General features: G+C 60.3%; 15 protein-coding genes and 1 pseudogene. 12 read left to right on the forward strand and 4 right to left on the reverse strand.

The features are described 5' to 3' along the window. Positions 1–500 (reverse strand): annotated as a pseudogene (locus HMPREF2894_RS02145) (alpha-amylase family glycosyl hydrolase); the annotation flags it as partial. Between the two features lie 73 nt (positions 501–573). Beyond that, on the reverse strand, positions 574–1,452 hold the full coding sequence (locus HMPREF2894_RS02150; protein ID WP_049346414.1) for an endonuclease/exonuclease/phosphatase family protein: 879 nt from the start codon (positions 1,450–1,452) through the stop codon (positions 574–576). Positions 1,453–1,871: 419 nt separating this feature from the next. Here HMPREF2894_RS02150 and HMPREF2894_RS02155 point away from each other — a divergent pair, with 419 nt between their 5' ends. The 5 genes from HMPREF2894_RS02155 to HMPREF2894_RS02175 all read left to right on the forward strand — a co-directional run bounded on the left by HMPREF2894_RS02155 (position 1,872) and on the right by HMPREF2894_RS02175 (position 9,500). Then, a complete protein-coding gene (locus HMPREF2894_RS02155; RefSeq protein WP_049346412.1) occupies positions 1,872–3,509 on the forward strand; it encodes an alpha-glucoside-specific PTS transporter subunit IIBC in 1,638 nt (545 codons plus the stop codon). A 253-nt stretch (positions 3,510–3,762) separates the two neighbouring features. Further along, complete coding sequence (locus tag HMPREF2894_RS02160; protein WP_256370627.1) at positions 3,763–4,563, forward strand: MurR/RpiR family transcriptional regulator; 801 nt, start codon at positions 3,763–3,765, stop codon at positions 4,561–4,563. A gap of 87 nt (positions 4,564–4,650) precedes the next feature. After that, positions 4,651–5,109: a hypothetical protein gene (locus HMPREF2894_RS02165; RefSeq protein WP_049346409.1), complete on the forward strand. Its 459-nt coding sequence runs from the start codon at positions 4,651–4,653 to the stop codon at positions 5,107–5,109. A gap of 94 nt (positions 5,110–5,203) precedes the next feature. Next, a complete protein-coding gene (locus HMPREF2894_RS02170) occupies positions 5,204–9,205 on the forward strand; it encodes a DEAD/DEAH box helicase (protein WP_070677616.1) in 4,002 nt (1,333 codons plus the stop codon). Further along, positions 9,198–9,500: a hypothetical protein gene (locus tag HMPREF2894_RS02175; RefSeq protein ID WP_141744676.1), complete on the forward strand. Its 303-nt coding sequence runs from the start codon at positions 9,198–9,200 to the stop codon at positions 9,498–9,500. The genes HMPREF2894_RS02170 and HMPREF2894_RS02175 overlap by 8 nt, the downstream gene beginning before the upstream one ends. A gap of 92 nt (positions 9,501–9,592) precedes the next feature. Here HMPREF2894_RS02175 and HMPREF2894_RS02180 read toward each other — a convergent pair whose 3' ends face one another. Together HMPREF2894_RS02180 and HMPREF2894_RS02185 are read right to left on the reverse strand one after the other, a co-directional pair. After that, on the reverse strand, positions 9,593–9,778 hold the full coding sequence (locus HMPREF2894_RS02180; protein ID WP_005508445.1) for an FmdB family zinc ribbon protein: 186 nt from the start codon (positions 9,776–9,778) through the stop codon (positions 9,593–9,595). Between the two features lie 230 nt (positions 9,779–10,008). Then, positions 10,009–10,677 carry a 5-formyltetrahydrofolate cyclo-ligase gene (locus HMPREF2894_RS02185; protein ID WP_239665124.1) on the reverse strand — a complete coding sequence of 223 codons (669 nt, stop codon included), beginning with the start codon at positions 10,675–10,677 and terminating at the stop codon, positions 10,009–10,011. 339 nt (positions 10,678–11,016) lie between these two features. Here HMPREF2894_RS02185 and galU point away from each other — a divergent pair, with 339 nt between their 5' ends. From galU to HMPREF2894_RS02220, 7 genes are all read left to right on the forward strand, one after another. Then, entirely contained in the window at positions 11,017–11,925 is a 909-nt protein-coding gene (gene galU, locus HMPREF2894_RS02190; protein ID WP_005508447.1) for a UTP--glucose-1-phosphate uridylyltransferase GalU, read from the forward strand. A gap of 321 nt (positions 11,926–12,246) precedes the next feature. Beyond that, positions 12,247–13,881, forward strand: coding sequence for a hypothetical protein (locus HMPREF2894_RS02195; RefSeq protein ID WP_070633808.1), 1,635 nt, complete (start codon positions 12,247–12,249; stop codon positions 13,879–13,881). 424 nt (positions 13,882–14,305) lie between these two features. Continuing rightward, a complete protein-coding gene (locus HMPREF2894_RS02200; RefSeq protein ID WP_070677618.1) occupies positions 14,306–14,806 on the forward strand; it encodes a DedA family protein in 501 nt (166 codons plus the stop codon). Positions 14,807–14,902: 96 nt separating this feature from the next. Next, positions 14,903–16,087, forward strand: coding sequence for a LysR substrate-binding domain-containing protein (locus tag HMPREF2894_RS02205; RefSeq protein WP_141754521.1), 1,185 nt, complete (start codon positions 14,903–14,905; stop codon positions 16,085–16,087). A 26-nt stretch (positions 16,088–16,113) separates the two neighbouring features. Then, on the forward strand, positions 16,114–16,623 hold the full coding sequence (locus HMPREF2894_RS02210) for an NUDIX domain-containing protein (RefSeq protein ID WP_005508451.1): 510 nt from the start codon (positions 16,114–16,116) through the stop codon (positions 16,621–16,623). After that, positions 16,623–17,807, forward strand: a complete 1,185-nt coding sequence (locus HMPREF2894_RS02215; RefSeq protein WP_070677621.1) for a glycine betaine ABC transporter substrate-binding protein — start codon at positions 16,623–16,625, stop codon at positions 17,805–17,807. Before HMPREF2894_RS02210 ends, HMPREF2894_RS02215 begins: the two co-directional genes overlap by 1 nt. 6 nt (positions 17,808–17,813) lie before the next feature. Next, positions 17,814–19,037 (forward strand): pyridoxal phosphate-dependent aminotransferase, encoded by a 1,224-nt coding sequence (locus tag HMPREF2894_RS02220; RefSeq protein ID WP_005508453.1) that lies wholly within the window; start codon positions 17,814–17,816, stop codon positions 19,035–19,037. Positions 19,038–19,174 lie beyond the last annotated feature (137 nt).

The following is a 19,174-nucleotide window of genomic DNA, read 5'->3' on the forward strand; positions in this document are numbered from 1 at the left end:
TAGAACTGGCCGGTCGCCTCGTCCCACTCCCATACGGAGGGGCTGAAGCAGGAAATCCAGTTGTTCGGCGGGATCGGCTTGCCGTCCTCGTCGAAGCCCTTGGGGTCGCGCCAGATGTAGTAGTCGCGGTAGGGGTTGTCCTTGGAGGAGCGTGCCTGCTTGAACCATTCGTGCTCGTCGGAGGTGTGGTTGACGACCAGGTCCATCATGAGCTTGATGCCGTGCTCGTGCGCGGTTTCGAGCAGCTTGTCGAAGTCTTCCATGGTGCCGAACTCGGTCATGATGGCACGGTAGTCGGAGATGTCGTAGCCGTTGTCATCGTTCGGGGACGCGTAGATGGGGGAGAGCCACAGCACCTGAATGCCCAGGTCGGCGAGGTACGGAATCTTCTCGGTGATACCGGGCAGGTCGCCGATGCCGTCGCCGTTGGAGTCGTTGAAGGAGCGGGGGTAAATCTGGTAGACAACGGGTTCCTGCCACCACTGGGTCTGGGTCGTCATTGTTCTTCCTTCCCTTGGTATGGATGAGTGTTGTGTGGTGCCGCTCTGCGGGCGGCTAACGTCTGATGCCCCTTTAGGACTGGCTGGTGAGGGGCGTAAGGAGGCTCTCCGGCGCCCAGCTGGAGGGGTCAATCTCTAGCAGCAGGCCGCTGTGGTCGGAGATCGCCTCGGGGGAGTTGTCACGGAAGACAACCGCGTGGGATACCACGTCGACCAGGCGGTCAGCGAAGACAAAGTCGATGCGCTTGGCATCCGTGCTACCTTCCCAGCCGGCGATTTCGCGGTGGACGGTGTTCTCGCCGTCGGTGTGCTCCGCTAGGGATCGGGTATCCACCATGCCGCTGGAGGTGACCAGCGCGTAGCCTTCATTGCTCAGATGTGCTGCGGAGTTGAAGTCGCCGCCGAGCAGTACCGGTGCGGTGCGGGCGCACTCGGCAAGCTCCTGCGAGAGGTGTGCGTATTCCTGCGCGAAGAGGGGCTCGCCGTCGAAGTCCCACCAGGACATGTGGGTGGTAGCGCACCAGAAGGTGCCCGTCTCAGTTTCGATGAGCGTTGCCTGTGCTGCGCGGCGCTGCACCTGGTGGTAGCCGTAGCCGGGGGACATATTGATGGGCTTGATACCGCGAATCGGCAGGCGCGAGAGGATAGCTACGCATTCGTCGTAACGGTCCCAACCGATGTGGGTTTCGGTGAGGGTCCACTCGTAGGTTGCGCCCATTTCGTTGAGTGCCTGCACGAGCAGCAGGGCGTAGTTGTCTTCGCGGACCGGAACGCCGGCGCCGCCGCGGTAGTTGAGGGGCTCCTTCACCACGGGGGTGGAGGTGAGCTGGTTGACTTCCTGCAACGCAATGACGTCCACCTGCTGTTCAATAATGAACTTGGCGAGGGTACGGATCTTGGCAATCTGGTGGATTTCGCACCAGCTGTGCGTATTGAGGGTGAGGAAGCGCATGTATTAAGTCCGGGGTATGTGTGAGGTTGAAGAATGATATGCGCACCGCGTATTGAGGTGGTGAGTGTTTATGCACTCTGACCTCTATGGGCGCACTGTTTATGCTATCGATTCTGTGCGCTAGGTAATAGGGAAAAAGTCTCATCTGCAGCAAGTATTTTTAACCAGTGCCGGGATATGTTTCAGGTTCTGAAAAACTCTTTCAAAACTCACAGTTTTGGTACCTGTGGGCAGGTATGACCTGGCATTATTGTTTCTGTCTAAAACACATTCGGCATTTAGCGCACGCAGGATATGTGGCACCCGTCTCATATACTTTCGTTTGAGGGTATAAAGATACGGCGTTGCCACCGCAGACCGGCAACGATCGCCGGCACCTGCGTCCGCTCACTCGACAACCCGAAAGGGCGTATAGCCTCATGATGGAAAAAGTACAGAGGTTCGGCTCTGCCATGCTGGCACCCGTTCTTCTCTTCGCATTCGCTGGCCTCGCGGTCGGTATTGCGATCATTGCACAGAACGGCGACCTGATTCCCCTCGCTGCTGACAAGGAAAGCGCGTGGAACCACTTCTGGTCCGTTTGGGAGTCCGGCGCATGGACCGTCTTCAACCAGATGGAACTGCTCTTCGTGATCGGTCTGCCCATTGCACTGGCAAAGACCGCTAACGCACGTGCAGTGATGGAAGCTGCAATGGTCTACCTGACCTTCAACTACTTCGTCGGCGCCATGCTCAAGGTATGGGGCAAGGGCGGCACCGGTTTCTTCGACCTGGACTACACCACCGACATCTCTAAGAGCGCGGCAGGTACCGGTCTGAAGATGATCGCCGGTATCAAGACCATGGACACCGGTATCTTCGGTGCAATCATCATCTCTGCAATCGTGGTGTGGGTACACAACCGCTGGTTCGACAAGAAGCTGCCCGACTTCCTCGGTATCTTCCAGGGTTCCCAGTACGTCTACGGCGTCTGCTTCTTCCTGATGATGCCCGTGGCATTCCTGTTCTCCTGGCTGTGGCCCTACGCTCAGCACGGCATCTCCTCCCTGCAGGGCTTCTTCATCGCATCCGGCGCACTCGGCGTGTGGGTTTACACCTTCCTCGAGCGCTTCCTGATTCCGACCGGTCTGCACCACTTTATCTACTCCCCGTTCGTCTTCGGTAATGTTGTTACCCCGAACGGTATTGCTAAGGACTGGCCGACCCACCTGACCGAGTTCGCAAAGAGCGACAAGCCCCTGAAGGAACTGTTCCCCGGCGGCGGCTTCGCACTGCACGGTAACTCCAAGGTCTTTGCACCCATCGGTATCGCAGCGGCGTTCTACACCACTGCTCGTCCCGAGAAGCGCAAGGAAGTTCTCGCTCTGATGATCCCCGTCTGCCTCACCGCGATCCTGATTGGTATCACCGAGCCCCTCGAGTTCACCTTCCTGTTCCTTGCACCCCCGCTGTTCCTGGTCCACGCAATCCTGGCAGCATCCATGGCAGCAATCATGTACCAGCTGGGTCTGGTTGGTTACATGGGTGGCGGTCTGCTCGACTTCCTGTTCCAGAACTGGATCCCGCTGTGGGCAAACCACTCCGGCACCTACCTCATGCAGATCGGTGTGGGCCTGTGCTTCACCGTCCTGTACTTCGTGATCTTCCGCTTCATGATTCTGAAGTTCGACTTCAAGACCCCCGGTCGTGAAGAAGACGGTGGCGAGACCAAGCTCTACAGCAAGGCAGAGTACAAGGCTGCTAAGGCTGCTGAGAAGGACGGCGGCGCGGCAGCTCCCGCAGCTGACGGCGACCTCTACGCACCCCGCGCAGCAGGCTTCCTCGAACTGCTCGGTGGCGCAGAGAACATCACCACCGTGAACAACTGCGCAACCCGCCTGCGTGTCTCCGTTGCTGATGAGTCCCTCGTCAGCACCTCGGATGCAGACTTCAAGAACGCAGGTGCTCTGGGCCTCGTCCGCAAGGGCAAGGCATTCCAGGTCATCGTCGGCATGGATGTTCCCCAGGTTCGCGAGCGTTTCGAGACCATGGTGAACGAAGCTAAGACCCTCTCCTAAGAGGATTCAGCTTTCAACCGCCTGACGACATGACGCCTCATAAGGTATAGACTTCGCCGGCGGTATCGGATAACACCGATGCCGCCGGCGAAGCTGTATCCAGGCTCGCACCCAGACTCAAATCTGCTGGCATACACACTCAAAGTGATAGATGACCGTCCTCACCCACCCTGGCCGATGACTCTAGAGCGTGTACTATTTATATATTGCTCACCATCGGATTCAGGAGCTTTGAGTGGATTTACAAGACGTCGTGAATGCGAACCAGCACCGATTCAGTGAAACTGAACGGGAAATTTTGGCATTCATGCTAGAAAACGAAGAGTTCGTTGCAGAGTCAACGATTAACTCTTTGGCACACAAAACGTATACTTCGACCAGCTCGATTATCCGCTTGACGAAGAAGCTGAACTTCTCCGGATTTGCCGAGTTGAAGTACTTCATTAAGTCCTCTCTGAACCGCAGCGAACCCTTCAACCCGCGGTTCATTGAGAGCGGTCGCGAAGATATTCAGCGTACCTACGACTACCTCGAGCACATGGAACTGAGCGGACTGCTCAAGCGCATCCATGAGGCTCGCACCGTGTACTGCTTCGGTACCGGCTACGCGCAGCGCAACGCCGTGCAGGAATTTACCAAGTCCATGCAGGTGTGCGGTAAGTTCTGCCACGTCATCCCGGCGCGCAATGAGTTCGAAAGCGCCATGAACAATATGACCCAGGACGATGTGGTCATCATTGTGTCCTTTTCAGGTCAGACCGAGAACATGCGCGAACACATTAAGATGCTGGCGCTGCGCCGCATCCCCATGATTGCGGTGACCGCCATTGGTGTGAACTACATGTCTTCACACGCCGAGTACTCCCTGCACTACCAGACGACCCCCACCCAGATCAGCACCCAGCGCAAGCCCTACTACTCCTTCGTTGCGCTGTCGGTACTGCTGGACTACATCGTGCGCCGCTATATTGAACACGTTGAACATGAGCGCCGCGAGTCCCTGCAGGACCAGGTGGATGACGCTCTCAACAATGGGGGCGAAATCGACGCCTGACAAGGCAATACTGTGCCCACCTGCCCCTTCACTCACTCCTCCTGAATCCGACCGAATCCGCCTGAGATCATCTGAAAGAGACACCCTGTGACCGCAATTTTCGCGCTCATCGAAAACACCGAGAAGATGCGTAAGTACCTGTTCTGGTACCTCATGATTATCCCCGCGCTGCTACTGCTGTGGATCGCTCTGGGCGCAGCGAACTCCCAGATGGACTTCCAAGCAGCCCTGAAGATTCCCTTCTTCACCGTGGCATTCCTGAACGCATGCCTCAGCCTGCTACTGGGCGGCACCCTCAAATTCGCAGGCGCAGAGAACGAACGCACCGAACGAGCCTACGCCCTGTACCTGACCATTCTGCTGGTCATCATCGGTAACCTGCCCGGCGCAATCCTGAGCTTCTTCCTCTTCCGCTCCCTGCGCTTCGGCAACCTGGAAGGCGAACTGGCACCCAAGTACCGTTGGGCGCTTCTGCCCGCCATGGTCTTCTACGTATTGGTGACCGTAGTGCTACTCGCTGCGAACATCGCAATGTGGTCGAAGTAAACACACCGGCATACTAAGCACGCAGGCGCGCACTGACACCGCCCCGTATGGGGCACACCGGGCAGAGGACCCCGGAAGAACCACCATCTTCGGTGTGTACGCGCAAACGTACACCGCACTGACCCACAAGGACACTCACAACGTGAACCAGATTCCCGAGCCTACCGACGCGCAACACGCACCCGGCACCCCGGCTGATACCGCTCAGCCCGCCGCAGCCGCCGCGACCTCAGCAGAGGAAACCCGCGAAGCAGCCGACGAAATCAACATCGCCGAGCTGCCCGCACACCTGAACCCCGCCCACGAGGACTTCGACCCCTCGGCGGGGCTTGAGCGCTGGGCAGAACAGATGGACGTCTACACCGGACCGGACGCGATGCTCGACTTCAACCAGGTCGACTACGTGCACATCGACCTGTCCGAAGCAAACCCCTCCGGTCTGGCTCAGCTACTCGCCGGACGCAAGACCCGCCTCTCCACGATTCTGCGCGACAAGTCGCAGCTGGAGGCGGGCATGCGTTCCGCACGCACCCTGCGCACCAAGATTTACGAACTCGCCACCGACCACGGCCTGGACTCCGGCTACTTCGTGGCGGGTACCGCCTCCTGGCTGTCGCACGACACCCGCGAGGATGCTGCCGCCTACGAGAAGCGCTTCATCGCGCCGATTCTCATGGCGCCGCTGAGCATCACCCCGCACCCGAAGGACGACGACTTCGAGCTGCGCCTCGCCGGTTCTGCACGCCTGAACCCGGCGATGGTCCGACAGATCAAGCAGGAATACGGCATCGACCTGGGCACCATGGATGTGGCGCAGCTGGCGAACTCCATGTCCCGTCTGGACCCCGAGCCGGTCATTGAACGTATGCGCGCCTCAGCAGGCCGTATTCCGGGCATGACCATCGAGTCGAAGTACTTTATCTCCACTTTTGCTGACCTGAAGGAAAGCCTGGGCGAGCTGCCGCACACCGCCATCACCCCGCTGGTTCGTGACCTGGCGGCGCTGAAGGTGCCCGGCGTGAAGCCGCGCGAGCTCAACGCCCACAACCTGCAGCCGCCCCTGGACCAGCGTGACCCGGCAGAGGAAATGCTCCTGCTGGACGCGGATGCTAACGCCCAGGAGATTATCGACACCGCGGTCAGCGGTTTCTCCTTCACGATTACCGCGGCGCCCGGCACCGAGCCGCTGCGTACCGCCGTGAACATTGCATCCGCCCTGATGGGTCGCGGTAAATCCGTGCTCGTGGTGGGCGAGAAGCGCTCCACCCTCGCTGAATTCTCGGCGTTGCTCAAGCGCACCGGTATTGAGAGCCTGCGCTACGACCTGCTTGCCGAGCACGATGCTGAGGCTCAGCGCGCCGAGTTCATTCGCGCAATCGTGCGTAATGAGGGCGCCGAAGAGCCTAACTCTGAGGACCTGAACGAAGAGCTTGTGGCGACCCGTGCCGCGCTGCTCGACCACACTCGTGCCCTGCTGAACAAGGACGCCAACTGGCAGATTTCTGTCTACTCGGCGCTGCAGCGTCTGGCTGAGCTGACCGCCTCCGAGGACGGCCCGGCAACCCGCGTGCGTTTTGACCGCCCTATGCTCGATTCGCTCTTGGAGCGTGAGCAGGTGCGTGCCGAGCTGGTGCGTCTGGGTGAGATTGATGGTTTTGCGGCGGCTTCGCGCACCTCCCCGTGGTACCGTGCCCGCCTGGTCAATGACGAGGAAGCCGCCGAGGCGTACGCCCTGGTCATTACCCTCAAGTCCTCCCTGCTGAACCTGCGTGAGGCGATGAACCAGACCAGCGCCATGCTGGGTCTGCGCCGCGGCCGCACCATCGCTGAGTGGGAGTCGCAGCTGGCGATTCTGATGCGTATCCGTGAGACGCTCAAGCGTTTCCGTGCGGATGTCTACGACCGCCCGGTGACCGACCTGATTGCGGCGACTGCCTCCGGTTCGTGGCGCCGTGAGAACGGCATCGAGATGAGCAGTATGCAGCGTTCCCGCCTGCGCCGCGCGGCGAAGGAATACATCCTGCCCGGCGTGAATATCGGTGACCTGCACGAGCAGCTGAAGGTGGTTCAGGCTGAGCGTGCCGAGTGGATTCGCCACATTGAGGCGCCCCGCACCCCGCAGATTCCGGAGAACCTGGACCAGCTGGCTGCAGCCCTGAACTCTCTGGTGTCTGAGCTGGCGGGTCTGGGTATTGTTCTTGCGGATACCATTGAGGGCACCGACTTCGTGCGCACCGACCTGGATGCTCTGGATGCGCGCCTGGATGCTCTCATGGCGGACCGCGTGCTGCTGATGACCCTGCCGGAGCGTGACGCCCTGACCCAGAAACTGCGTGAGCGCGGCCTGTCGGAGCTGCTCGATGACCTGTACGCGCGTCAGGTTCCGACCGAGGTTATTTCCGCTGAACTGGAGCTTGCCTGGTGGCAGTCTGCCCTGGAATTCTTGCTACAGCATCACGAAGGTAAGCTGCTGGACGGTGACCGTCTGCGCGATACGGAGTCCCGTTTCCGCCGTGCCGACTACGCCCACATGACTAGCGCCCCGGCGCGTCTGCTGGCGAAGGTTGCTCGCGTGTGGACTGAGCGTATTGAGTCTAAGCATGATCAGGCGGCGTACCTGAAGAGCCAGCTGCGCGGCTACGAGTTTGTGCTCGAGGAGCTGCTGACTCACGCCCCGGTGATGGCACGTACCCTGCTGCCGCTGTGGACTGCGAGCCCCTTCGCCCTGGCGCGTAAGGTTCCCGCCTCCATGCGTTTTGATACGGTGCTGCTGCTGGACTCCGAGTCGACCCCGCTGGCAGCGAACCTGCCCGCGATTACTCGCGCCGACCAGGTGATTGCCCTGGGCGACCCGCATTCGGGTTACCCCTCGCCGTTCATCGTGTCCGCCCCGACCTTTGGGGCGCCGGAACCGGCAGGTGAGCAGCTGGACAGCACCTTCGACGTGCTCGCTACCGTACTGCCCAACCGCACCCTGGCGATGCTGCACCGCAGCATGGACCCGGTGATTCTTGACTACCTGAACCGTGAGTTCTACGGTTCGCAGCTGCATGCGGCTCCGGTGAGCCGCGCCTCCGCCCAGCCCGCCGGTTCGCTGACCGTTGAGTGCATTGATACTCGCGGTAAAGTGAGCGATAACGCGAACCTGGATTCGCCCGGTGTTGAGGTGGAGCGCGTGACGAACCTGGTACTGGAGCACGCCTACCGTACCCCAGACCGTTCGCTGGCGGTGGTGACGGCTAGCCCGAAGCACGCTCAGCGTGTGGCTGAGTCGGTGCGTCATGCCTTGAGCTTGTACCCGCAGCTGGCGCCGTTCTTCGCCGCTGGTGAGGAGTCTTTCCGCGTGGTCGACCTGACCCGCGCCGAGACCCTCGAACGTGATACCGTGATTTTCTCCCTGGGTGTGGGTCGTGCCCGCCTGGGTCAGGCGTCCTACGATTTGGGTCAGCTGTCTGCTGAGCATGGCCGCCAGGGCTTTGTGGTGGCGTTGACTCGTGCACGCCGTGCCCTGCGCATTGTCTCGTGCATTGACCCCTCCGAGCTGGACCCGCAGAAGCTGCATCATGGCGCGGTAGATTTCTACCACCTGCTGCGTGAACACGCGGAACGTCAGGCGCGTGAAGAGGTGGAAGCGAAGGCACAGCGCGTGCCGGAGACCCTGCCGCGTAACGCGTTCTTGGCCGCCGACGACGCGGACACCCCGGATTTGGGCGACTGGCTGCTGAACGATTTGGTGGCGCGTCTGCAGGCTCGCGGTGTGCGTGTGACCCGCGGTGAGGGCGATATCGCTCTGATTGCGCACGCCCCGGAGAAGCTGGCGGCTGAGCCGGTTCCCGCGCTGGGTGTGGCTCCCGTGGTCTCTTCGAACCCGAGTGTTCCGGCGGCTATGCCGCTGGTGGCGTGCTCCGATGGTGAGCCGAATTATGCGCGTGCTTCGGTGCGTGAGCGTACCCGCCTGCTGCCGGAGCGTCTGAGCCGCACGGGCTGGAACTACATTACGCTGGGCACCCTGGAGGTTTTCGCCGATCCGGACGCTGTGGTGGCGCGCGTGCTGCACTACCTGGATATGGATGAGGGCGCTGAGGTTCGTGGCTAGTTATTCGTCGACGCCGAAGCCTCGCCGCGGTCACCGTCGTGTGAGCGGCGGCGGCTCGGTGAGCGGGGCTGAGCCTCTGCTGGTGGGTGTGACGACGCCTCCGGTTGTGGCTTCGGGTACTTCCTCTGCCGCGGGGGCTTCCCCGAAGAAAGCTGATGCCCAGAAGCAGAACCCCCAGAAGGCGAGTTCTCAGAAGGCGGCTGCTTCTGCGCAGCCGCTGACCCCGGAGGAGCGTGAGCGTCTGGAATGGATGCGTCAGCAGCGTCCTCCGCACTGGGGTAACAATATCGTGTAGCGTCTTCCTGAGGGAGAGCACTTCTTAAAACGCCGAGGGGCGGGGCAACCTGTGTTGCCCCGCCCCTCTTTTGGGCTGGTGTGGGACCCCGTTTAGGAGTTGCCCTTGTCGGTGCTGTAGAAGCCGGAGCCCTTGAAGGTCACTCCGACGGTGTTGTAGCGCTTGCGCAGGGTTTCTTCGCCGCACTGCGGGCAGATGCGCAGTGCATCGTCGCTAAAGGACTGGCGCTGTTCAAAGACGTGGTTGCAATTCTTGCACTGGTAAACGTAGACCGGCATTTTGTCCTTCTGTATCCGTTTTCGCTGGGATGGTTTATTAACGTGGTTTGAGTGTACCGCTTTTGAAAGGTTGGGAGCTATTTGCGTTTTCTTCTCAAATAGCTATTTCTGTTTCTTTTCGTCTTTTTCGTGAGTGATTTTGTTGGTGTGTTCCTGCATATCTTTGCGTTTTTGCATAAAGATTTGGGTGTCAATCAAGAGCGAATCGGGCGTGGGTGAGCCGGGTGCTTTTAGCCCTGCTGGTGAGCGAGGAAAATGCCCCGCTCGGTGAGAATCACCGGTAGAATAGCGTCCCACTGGTCGTAGGGAATGGTTTCGTAGATTTCGTCGCTGAAGACAATGCCGATGCTCCGGCCGGTGAGCTGCTGGTCGCTGAGCAGGGGGATAATCCGGTCGTAGTAGCCGCCTCCCTGACCGAGGCGGTGCCCGCCTGCATCAAAAGCAAGGGCGGGGATGAGACGCAGGTCGGCGTCAATGAATGCTTGCGTGTCTTGTTCTTCGCCTTCGGGTTCGGGGATGCCCATGGGGCTGAGCGGATGCTCAACGGTGGGGTCCCAGTGCACCCAGGCGAGTTTGCGACCGGGGCGTACGACGGGCACGAGGATGCGGTGTCCCTGCTCATGGAGAGCGTTTAGTGCTTGGACAATGGGCGGCTCAGATTTGGTGGGCAGATACGCCGCAATGGTACCGGGGGAGTGGACCCGCTGCGCAACCGCCTCGAGAATGTGGTGGGTGAAAAGGTCAGTCAGATGTTGCTGTCCGTGTTCGCCGCGGTGGCTGCGTGCGGTGAGGCGGCGCGGGCGGATTTGGGAGCGGAGAATGTCTTTGTCTAGGGAGATATCGTCTGCGCTGGCACCGGCGTCGGAGTTGCTGGTGGCGGGGGTTGTGTTGAGGTGCATGGTGTGTCCCATCGTCGTTGCGGGTCTTGTGTGAAGGGTTGGGGAGTGGCGCGTCCCGTAGGAAGTAAGGTGCGTTCACTCTATGCTGAGAGGTATCCGTGCGCAGGGTAAAACTGCCCTGGTGGGTGGTGAAAATTGACCTATATCTGCGGGGACGTGGATTCCACTTTTTAGTATAGGGTTTGAGAAAAATAGTGCTGAGTTCTGTGGGGTGCATTTTCTTTGCACACCGAAGAATGGGCCGCTGTGGATATGTAGTTAGTCACGTTGAAGATTTTTTCATGTCATAGTGTCTATAAATCGCCTTAAGTACTTTACAACTTAGGGTATTCTTGTGGCATGGCTACTGAAATTAAGTCTGTTACTAAGGCAGTTATTCCTGCTGCTGGTCTGGGCACCCGATTCCTGCCCGCAACGAAGGCAACCCCCAAGGAAATGCTCCCCGTCGTTGATCGCCCCGCGATTCAGTACGTGGTGGAGGAAGCAATCCGTGCCGGTCTGAACGACGTTCTGATGATTACCGGCCGTAACAAGCGCGCTCTCGAGGATCACTTCGACCGCGTTCCCGTTCTGGAGCAGCAGCTCGCTGAGCAGGGTAAGGACGCCCTACTCGCATCCGTGGTAGCTACCAATGAGATGGGTGGCGACCTGCACTACGTGCGTCAGGGCGACCCCAAGGGTCTGGGCCACGCTGTTCTGCGCGCAAAGCGCCACGTTGGTGACGAAGCATTCGCTGTTCTGCTCGGCGATGACCTGATTGACGAGAAGGAAGACCTGCTCGCTCGCATGGTGGAGGTCCAGGAGCGCACCGGCGGTTCCGTCGTTGCTCTGATGGAGGTTCCCCGCGAGGCTATTTCCGCTTACGGTGCAGCTGCTATTGAGGCTGTTGAAGGCGAGGACGGTTTCGTCAAGATCACCGGTCTGGTTGAGAAGCCCGCTGCTGATGAGGCTCCCTCGAACTACGCTGTGATTGGCCGTTACGTTCTGAGCCCGAAGGTCTTCGAAGTTCTGGAGAACACCGCTCCGGGCCGCGGCGGCGAGATTCAGCTGACCGACGCTCTGCAGACTCTGGCTCAGGGTGAGGGCGAAGGCGAAGGTGTCTACGGTGTGGTCTTCTCCGGCCGCCGTTTCGACACCGGTGACAAGCTGTCCTACCTGAAGGCAAACGTTATTCTTGCTGCTGAGCGCCCCGAGTTCGGTGACGACCTGCGCGCATGGCTGAAGGACTTTGTTGCAGAGAACTGCTAATTACTCTGCACCCGCTCTCTAAAGAGGGCAACCGATAAATACCAACCACGCTGAGGAAGGCGTTCTTTCCGGTGGGGCGTTTTAGCCCCAAGGGAGGGCGCCTTCCTTTGCGTCGTATGTGTCTATTATGTGCTTGGGGTGCTACTGGGCGAGGGCCCAGGGTGTGCCTTGTGCAGGGACGCGACGACGTTGTAGTGTGCATATTCCTTCAGGGGTATATGTGCATATCCAGCCCGATTCTTGCCGCTTATGGAAAGCATTGGGAATATAAGGGTATGATTAAAGTCTAGGGATAAAGGGACGATAGAGGGCGACCTGAATATGACGCTTTTGAACACCTCCGGTGTGTTGGTAATTCTGACCGTGATTTTGCTGCTGTGGTTTGTGCCCAGGAGCCTGCGTCGCGCGCCCGCTGGTCCTGCCATGGAACCCGAGCGTCCCCTGATTAGCGCTGAGCGTACTGCAGAGGATATTCTCGCCTCCGCGGGTGTGCTGCTGAATGAGTCGGAGGCGTACCAGTCCTCCGATCATGCGGTGGCGCCGGGCACCTCCCTACCCTCTTCCGCTCTTCCGCAGGCGTCTTCCCGTTCCTCCCACACGGTGGAGGAATCCGCCCAGCCTGCGCCCGATACGGCTTCTATTTCGCAGATTCGCGAATCTTCCCCGACTGCCCCGTACACGGACGAGATTCCGGTCGTGGAGGACGCAAAGCCCTCGCCTCTGTCCTACTTTGATACTTCGAGCCCGAGCGGTATTGCCCTGCTGGTTGCTGCCGGTCTGGGTGTTCTTGCCCTGGTTACCGGTCTTCTGGCGCTCTTTGGTGTGCTGGCGTGGGGCTGGGCTGTTCTCTTGCTGATTCTTGCCGGCGGTGCATGGGCTGTGAGCCGTTTTGGTCTGCTGGAGTCTGTTGCTAACCAGGTCAAGGCGAGCCGCGATGCACGCCAAGCTAAGGCAGAAGATGATGAGGATGACGAAGCTGAGGACGAAGCCTACGAAGAGTCCGATGAACATGAAGAAGCCGGCGATGATGCTTCTGAGCCTGTAGAGGACTCGGCGGCTGAGGGTGTGGAGCCTGAAGTTGCTGAAGAGCCTGCACATCATGCTCGCCCCGCCACCCGTGAGGCTACTACCCGCAAGTCTATACACGGTGTGAACCGCGAGGCGGCACGTCCGAGCCGCGCGCACATCGCGGTGGAGTCCTCCGATGAGGCTCCCGAGGCGGCTCCTCGTGCGGAAGCGCCTGCTGCGGCACCTGCTCATTCTTCTCGTGCCGTACCTGCCCGTTCTGCCCGCGCGGCGGAGGCGCCCGTCGCACACCGTCAGGAGCGTCGCCAGCAGCAGCGTCCGAGCCGTTTCCAGCCGATTCGCCGTGGTAGCGTGCTCTTCGATCAGGAGAGCGGTTCCGCTACTTCCTCCGGTGCACCGCGTACTGCGGCACAGCCTCAGCGGGTAGCGCAGGCTCCGGTTGCTCCGAGCCAGCCTGTCCAGCCTCAGCCCGCACAGCCCGCTCAGGCACCCGTACAGGCTCCCGCCAAGCCGGTAGCAGCTCAGCCTGCACCAGCCACCCAGGCACCTGTGCAGCCGGTAGCAGCTCCCGCACAGCAGTCGGCTATTCACCCGGATCAGCCGGTGGCTCGTCAGGCTCTGCGCGATGGTTCGCCCGTCCGCCAGGCGCCTGCGGCACCTGCTACTCAGGCTCCCGCTCAGCCGGTTCCCGAAGAGATTCCTCTGCCGGATGTCCTGGATGATTCCGAGTTCGATGCGCTGGATATCGCCTCGCTGAACGACCCGGCTCTTTCGACCGGTGCTACTGCGACCGGCGGTGTTCGTGCGACGAACCGCCACCCCGGTGCTGGCTCCTCCTTTGAGGCTGTGAGCAACACCTGGAACCCGGTTCAGTTGCCCAAGCCGCTGAGTGCTCTGCACCGCCAGGACAAGAACCAGGGTAAGAAGTAGACTTTGCTCCAGTCACGCATAAAACCCCGACAGTTCACACTGTCGGGGTTTTTGTGTGCCTGGGGATGATTGGGAAGAAGTTAAAAAGAAAAGGAACCCCATCAGCGGGGTTCCTTTTCCAGCATCACACACAGGAAGAAAGTCTTCTAGACCGATTAGGAAGGCCTTCCCACAAGACCTGCCTTATTCGGTAATAAAAATATATCCTAATTCCCGTGCGGGTGACAAGCTGAAAATAGCGACAGCCTGTCAATAAACTAAGGTTTGCCTAAGTGAAATCCGCGCCAGTGCAGGCGAAAAGGGGCAATAGCCCCCGGCTGAAAAAAGTTTAAAAATTTTTTTCTGCCACCTCTATATGTCGAATAAGAAGCCTCAAAGAACCTTCAATCAGGTCAATATCGCCCACTCATGAGAGAATAGCCGGGTGAAAGATTGGTTTGACGCACTCCCGATTGAGGTTGCCCTAGCTTTCATGTGGGTGGTCGGAATCGTCCGCACCAGCATCGTGTACGCTCTTGGCGCGCTCGCTGCTGAAGGGGGCGCCCGCCTCGACCGCATCCGCAAAGCCATGGACAGCCCGCTCTACCGTAAAGCGCGCCGCTTGATTAACCGGTGGGGCGTTATTGCCGTGCCCCTCTGCTTTCTCACCGTGGGTCTGCAAACCGCGGTCATCATCACGACCGGCTTCACGAAAATGCCTCTGCGCCGCTGGGTTCCTGCGATGCTGGTTGGAACCTTCATGTGGGCGTGTATTTACACCACCATCGGCTTCGCAATTCTTGCGGCACTCGGCCTGGAGCCGTGGATGTTCCCGCTCGCCCTTGCCATTGTTATTACGGTGATGGTCATTGTGGCTCAGCTGCGCGAACGCCGCATTAATCGCGAAACCGTTGAGAACGCTGCGGATAACATCGCCGAGAACTAGTCATACCTTCAGCGGGGGATAGGTGCACTATCTCGCCGGGTTGAGGCCGCTCACCTGACCCCAATGCCCCCGCCCAAGATGTGCTAGCGTGGAGGGATGAGTTCATCCGCATCTTCCACCGCAGGCACCCTCGAAGAGCAGCCCGTCAACGACTCTGCCCTCACCGCAATCGACCCCGAGCAGAGCGCGCCCGAAAACGCTACCGACCAGGTAGAAAGCGAAGCGCCCACCGAGGCCCCCGCCCGCGTGTACCTGCATCCCGAGCAGCTGGCGATGATCCAGACCCCGGAGGCTCTGCCCATCCCCGTGCTCCAGCGTTCTATGCTGCGCATTAGCTACGTGCCCGCGATTATGCCCGGCAAGTGGTTCAACCGCTGGCACGAGCGTTACGGCGACCGCGTGCAGCTGGCGGAGGTGCCCGTGCGTGAGGCGCGCGGCCTGGACTCCCTGCATCAGGACCTGTGCCTGATTGACCCTGCCCTCAACTCTGCGGAAGAAACTGCCTCCGAGGCGCCCGCCGAGGTTAGCGCTGAGGCTACCGAGCACGCCCCCATTGAGCGTAAGGACGTACCCGAGAACCCCTTCGCACACATGAGCATTGTGCGCCCCGACCGCGAACCGGCAAGCACCGACGGCGAAAAGTACCATAGCATCCGCCTCTACGAGGAGCTACCCGTGGTCATTCTGCCGGTGGACCATGTGCTCACCGTGCTTGATGAGGTGCCCGTGGAGGAGCTTGCTGAAGAGTTCCTGCTGCAGCCCGCCTCCGATATTCCCGCTTATGAGGAAGTCTCCCGCGCATGGCGTGAGAGTGCCGGTCGCATCGTGCCCGAGGGCCTGACCGATAAGGAAACCATCGAGCTGGTTGCCGCTGGTGTGGGTCTGTACATTGTGCCCATGTCCATTGCGCGTTTCTACCACCGCAAGGACCTCACCTACCGCCCCGTTGCGGGCCTGGACACCTACCCGGTGCACCTGGTCTGGCCGCGTGCCCCCAAGGGCGAGCCGCGCAGCGAAGAGCTCGAAGCGCTCCTGCAGGACTTCATCGGTATTGTGCGTGGCCGCACCGCAACCAGTGAGCGCGGTAGCGAAACCCGGCAGGCACGCGCCGAACGCATCGCCGCTGAAAAAGCAAAGGAAAAAGCGAAGGCACGAGCCGCCAACGCCCGCCGCGAAGCACGCGATAAAAAGCGCGCCAACGCCAAGAAAAACGGTAACGCGCGCCAGCACGCTCGACAGTCCGCCAAAGCCGCCAGCGCACGCCGCGGCAAGAAACGCTAACGAACGATAGACGGTAAAATCAAACCATGGCATTAGCAATGGAAACCCGACCCGCAGCCTACGCAGTGATCATTGAGCAGGGCAAGCTGCTCATGACCCGCTGGGTGCCCGAAGACCGCGCGCTCAGCCCCCTCTGGTCCCTGCCTGGCGGCGGCATGGAACCCGGCGAACAGGCCGACGAAACCGCGCTACGAGAGACCCTCGAAGAGACCGGTTACAGCGTCGCCATTGAAGACATTCTGGGCGTGCACGCCGGACACTTCCCCGTGCGCTCCACCCAGAAAGACCCGCAAGCGCTACCCTTCTGCGCCCTGCGGGTGGTTTTCCGTGCCCACATTGTCACCGGCGAACTGCGCCACGAAATCAACGGATCCTCCGACACGGCACGCTGGGTACCCATCGCTGAGCTGGACACCATCCGCTACGGCACCCTCATCGACGAGGTCGCCTCCATGATGGGCTACTCCAACGCCGCCAGCTGGGCACGCGAATACCGCGAATTTCTTGCCGACGAAAACGCACGGAAGCTTCCCTAATGAACCGACTAACCCTCACCCGCCGTGCGGCGCTCACCTCCCTGGCGCTCGTGCCGCTGCTCGCCGCTTGCGGGAATAATGACGCAACCCCGCAGGTGGATCCTTCCGCATCCAGCTACGGTACTCTGCGTATCGGCTACGGTGCCCTGCGTGAGATGCGCGCCGTAGCCCACGTGTACGCGCGTGCCCTGCGCCAGGTTGGCTACTCCGTTGAACTTGTCGACACCGACAACAGCCGCGCCGCCGCCCTGCGTGGGCTCATGGTTCCTTCGGCTAACTCCGCCACCCCTACCGCAACTCTGCCCGACGACGAGGAAACCGGCAGCGCCACTGCCGCCGCTCTTGAATCGTTGGACCTGGTCATCGACTACAGCGGCGACCTACTGCTCTACCTGACCGACGACGGCAAAATCAGCCCCGCCGCCGCGCAGAACGAACGCATCGCCGCCTCCGTGAGTGCCTCCGCTCAAGCGGCAGGCGTGACCCTGCCCCCGGCAGCTACCCCCACCGCGGAGGAGAGCACCGCCTCCGCGCATGCTACGGACGCTACCGCAAGCCCCACTGCAAGCTCCACCCGCTCCGCAGACCCCATCAACCTGCGCGCCATGAGCACCACCGACATGACCAACGCCATCTCGCGCATCCTGCCCGAAGAGCTCATGCTCCTCAACGGTGCCCACGCCACCAATAAGGATGTACTGGTCACCACCCGCGCCGTGAGTGCCCGCCACAAGCTCAACTCCCTCGCGAACCTGCGTGAGGTGCAGTCTTCTCTGGCGTTCTCCATTCCGACCGGGTACTCCAGTGGCACCTACGGCGTGGATTCTTTGCGTAGCCTCTACCGCTACCGTGTGCACGACCCGAAGATTCAGGACAACCCCGCCGAGCGAGTTAAAGCCCTGACCTCCGACACCGTGCAGGTGACCCTGCTGCACAGCAGCGACTCGGCGATTGAAGAGAACCGCCTGGTCACCCTGGAAGACCCGTCAACGGCACTTTTGCAGCAGCAACTGGTGCCCATTATCCGCCGTACCCTGCCAGATAGCGCCCGGACGGCAATTAACCGCGTATCATCTACATTAGACACGGGTAACCTCTCGTTCCTGTTGCGTCTGACTAGCGGTTCCAACCCCATCGCAGATGACGACGCAGCACAATTCATTTTGGATCACCCTAGAAAGTAAATCATCATGACGAAGTACCGTCAGTCCTCAAAGTTGAGCAACGTCCTGTACGACATCCGCGGCCCCATTCTGGATGAAGCCAATCGCATGGAAGCGATGGGCCACCGCATCCTCAAGCTGAACATTGGTAACCCCGCACCCTTCGGCTTTGAGGCGCCGGATGCCATCATGATGGATATCATTCGTCACCTGCCCGAAACTCAGGGCTACTCTGACTCCCGCGGCCTCTACTCGGCACGTACCGCCATTGTGCACCACTACCAGAACCGCGGCATCATGAACCTCGACACCGAATCTATCTACTTGGGTAACGGTGTGTCTGAGCTGATCCCGATGACCCTGCAGGCACTGTGCGAGACCGGCGACGAAATCCTGGTCCCCATGCCCGACTACCCGCTGTGGACCGCAGCCACCGCGCTGGTCGGCGGCAAGCCCGTGCACTACCTCTGCGATGAGGAAAACAACTGGTACCCGGACATCGAAGACATTAAGTCGAAGATTACCGAGCGTACCAAGGGAATCGTGGTTATTAACCCGAACAACCCCACCGGTGCCGTCTACCCGCGTTCCGTGCTTAAGCAGATTGTGGATGTGGCACGCGAACACGGTTTGGTCGTGTTCTCTGACGAAATCTACGAAAAGATTACCTACGATGGCGCTGAAGCCATCAACATGGCAACCCTCACCGGCGACGACGTGCTCTGCCTGACCTTCTCCGGCCTGTCCAAGGCATACCGCGTCTGCGGTTACCGTGCGGGTTGGGTCGCTATCACCGGCCCGAAGAAGGACGCTTCCAGCTACCTGGAAGGCATTCACCTGCTCGCCTCCATGCGCCTGTGCGCCAACGTTCCGGCACAGCACGCCATCCAGACCGCGCTCGGCGGCTACCAGTCCATTAACGAGCTGATTGTTCCCGGCGGCCGCCTGTACGAGCAGCGCACCCTGGCGCACAAGATGCTCAACGAGATTGACGGCATCAGCTGCACCAGCGCGGACGGCGCGCTCTACCTGTTCCCGAAGATTGATGTTGAGCGCTTCGACATTACCGACGATGAACAGTTCGCCCTGGACCTGCTCAAGAGCCAGAAGATTCTCTTCAGCCACGGCCGCGCGTTCAATTGGAAGGATCCGGATCACTTCCGCCTGGTGTTCCTGCCCGATACGCAGACCCTCACCAGCGCCCTGGAGCGCCTGGGTAACTTCATGGCTGACTACAAGCAGAAGCACTAGTCTTCCAGACTCTGCTACATATAGACAGAAATAGCCTGCCCCGCAGTTCTGATGAGCTGCGGGGCAGGCTATTTTTAGCGGCTTCGTGGATGCGCGCTACGCCAGAGGACGGAGCAACACGCCGGGGGGGGGGGGGG

It is taken from the genome of Rothia sp. HMSC066G02 (assembly GCF_001813145.1).
Classification (GTDB): Bacteria; Actinomycetota; Actinomycetes; order Actinomycetales; family Micrococcaceae; genus Rothia.

Excerpts from the sequence above, each read along its gene's own strand:
- HMPREF2894_RS02150 (WP_049346414.1), bottom strand. The coding sequence starts at position 1,452 with ATGCGCTTCCTCACCCTCAATACGCACAGCTGGTGCGAAATCCACCAG.
- galU (WP_005508447.1), top strand. The coding sequence starts at position 11,017 with ATGGCTACTGAAATTAAGTCTGTTACTAAGGCAGTTATTCCTGCTGCT.
- HMPREF2894_RS02215 (WP_070677621.1), top strand. The coding sequence starts at position 16,623 with ATGAACCGACTAACCCTCACCCGCCGTGCGGCGCTCACCTCCCTGGCG.
- HMPREF2894_RS02185 (WP_239665124.1), bottom strand. The coding sequence starts at position 10,677 with ATGCACCTCAACACAACCCCCGCCACCAGCAACTCCGACGCCGGTGCC.
- HMPREF2894_RS02210 (WP_005508451.1), top strand. The coding sequence starts at position 16,114 with ATGGCATTAGCAATGGAAACCCGACCCGCAGCCTACGCAGTGATCATT.
- HMPREF2894_RS02205 (WP_141754521.1), top strand. The coding sequence starts at position 14,903 with ATGAGTTCATCCGCATCTTCCACCGCAGGCACCCTCGAAGAGCAGCCC.
- HMPREF2894_RS02155 (WP_049346412.1), top strand. The coding sequence starts at position 1,872 with ATGATGGAAAAAGTACAGAGGTTCGGCTCTGCCATGCTGGCACCCGTT.
- HMPREF2894_RS02220 (WP_005508453.1), top strand. The coding sequence starts at position 17,814 with ATGACGAAGTACCGTCAGTCCTCAAAGTTGAGCAACGTCCTGTACGAC.
- HMPREF2894_RS02195 (WP_070633808.1), top strand. The coding sequence starts at position 12,247 with ATGACGCTTTTGAACACCTCCGGTGTGTTGGTAATTCTGACCGTGATT.
- HMPREF2894_RS02180 (WP_005508445.1), bottom strand. The coding sequence starts at position 9,778 with ATGCCGGTCTACGTTTACCAGTGCAAGAATTGCAACCACGTCTTTGAA.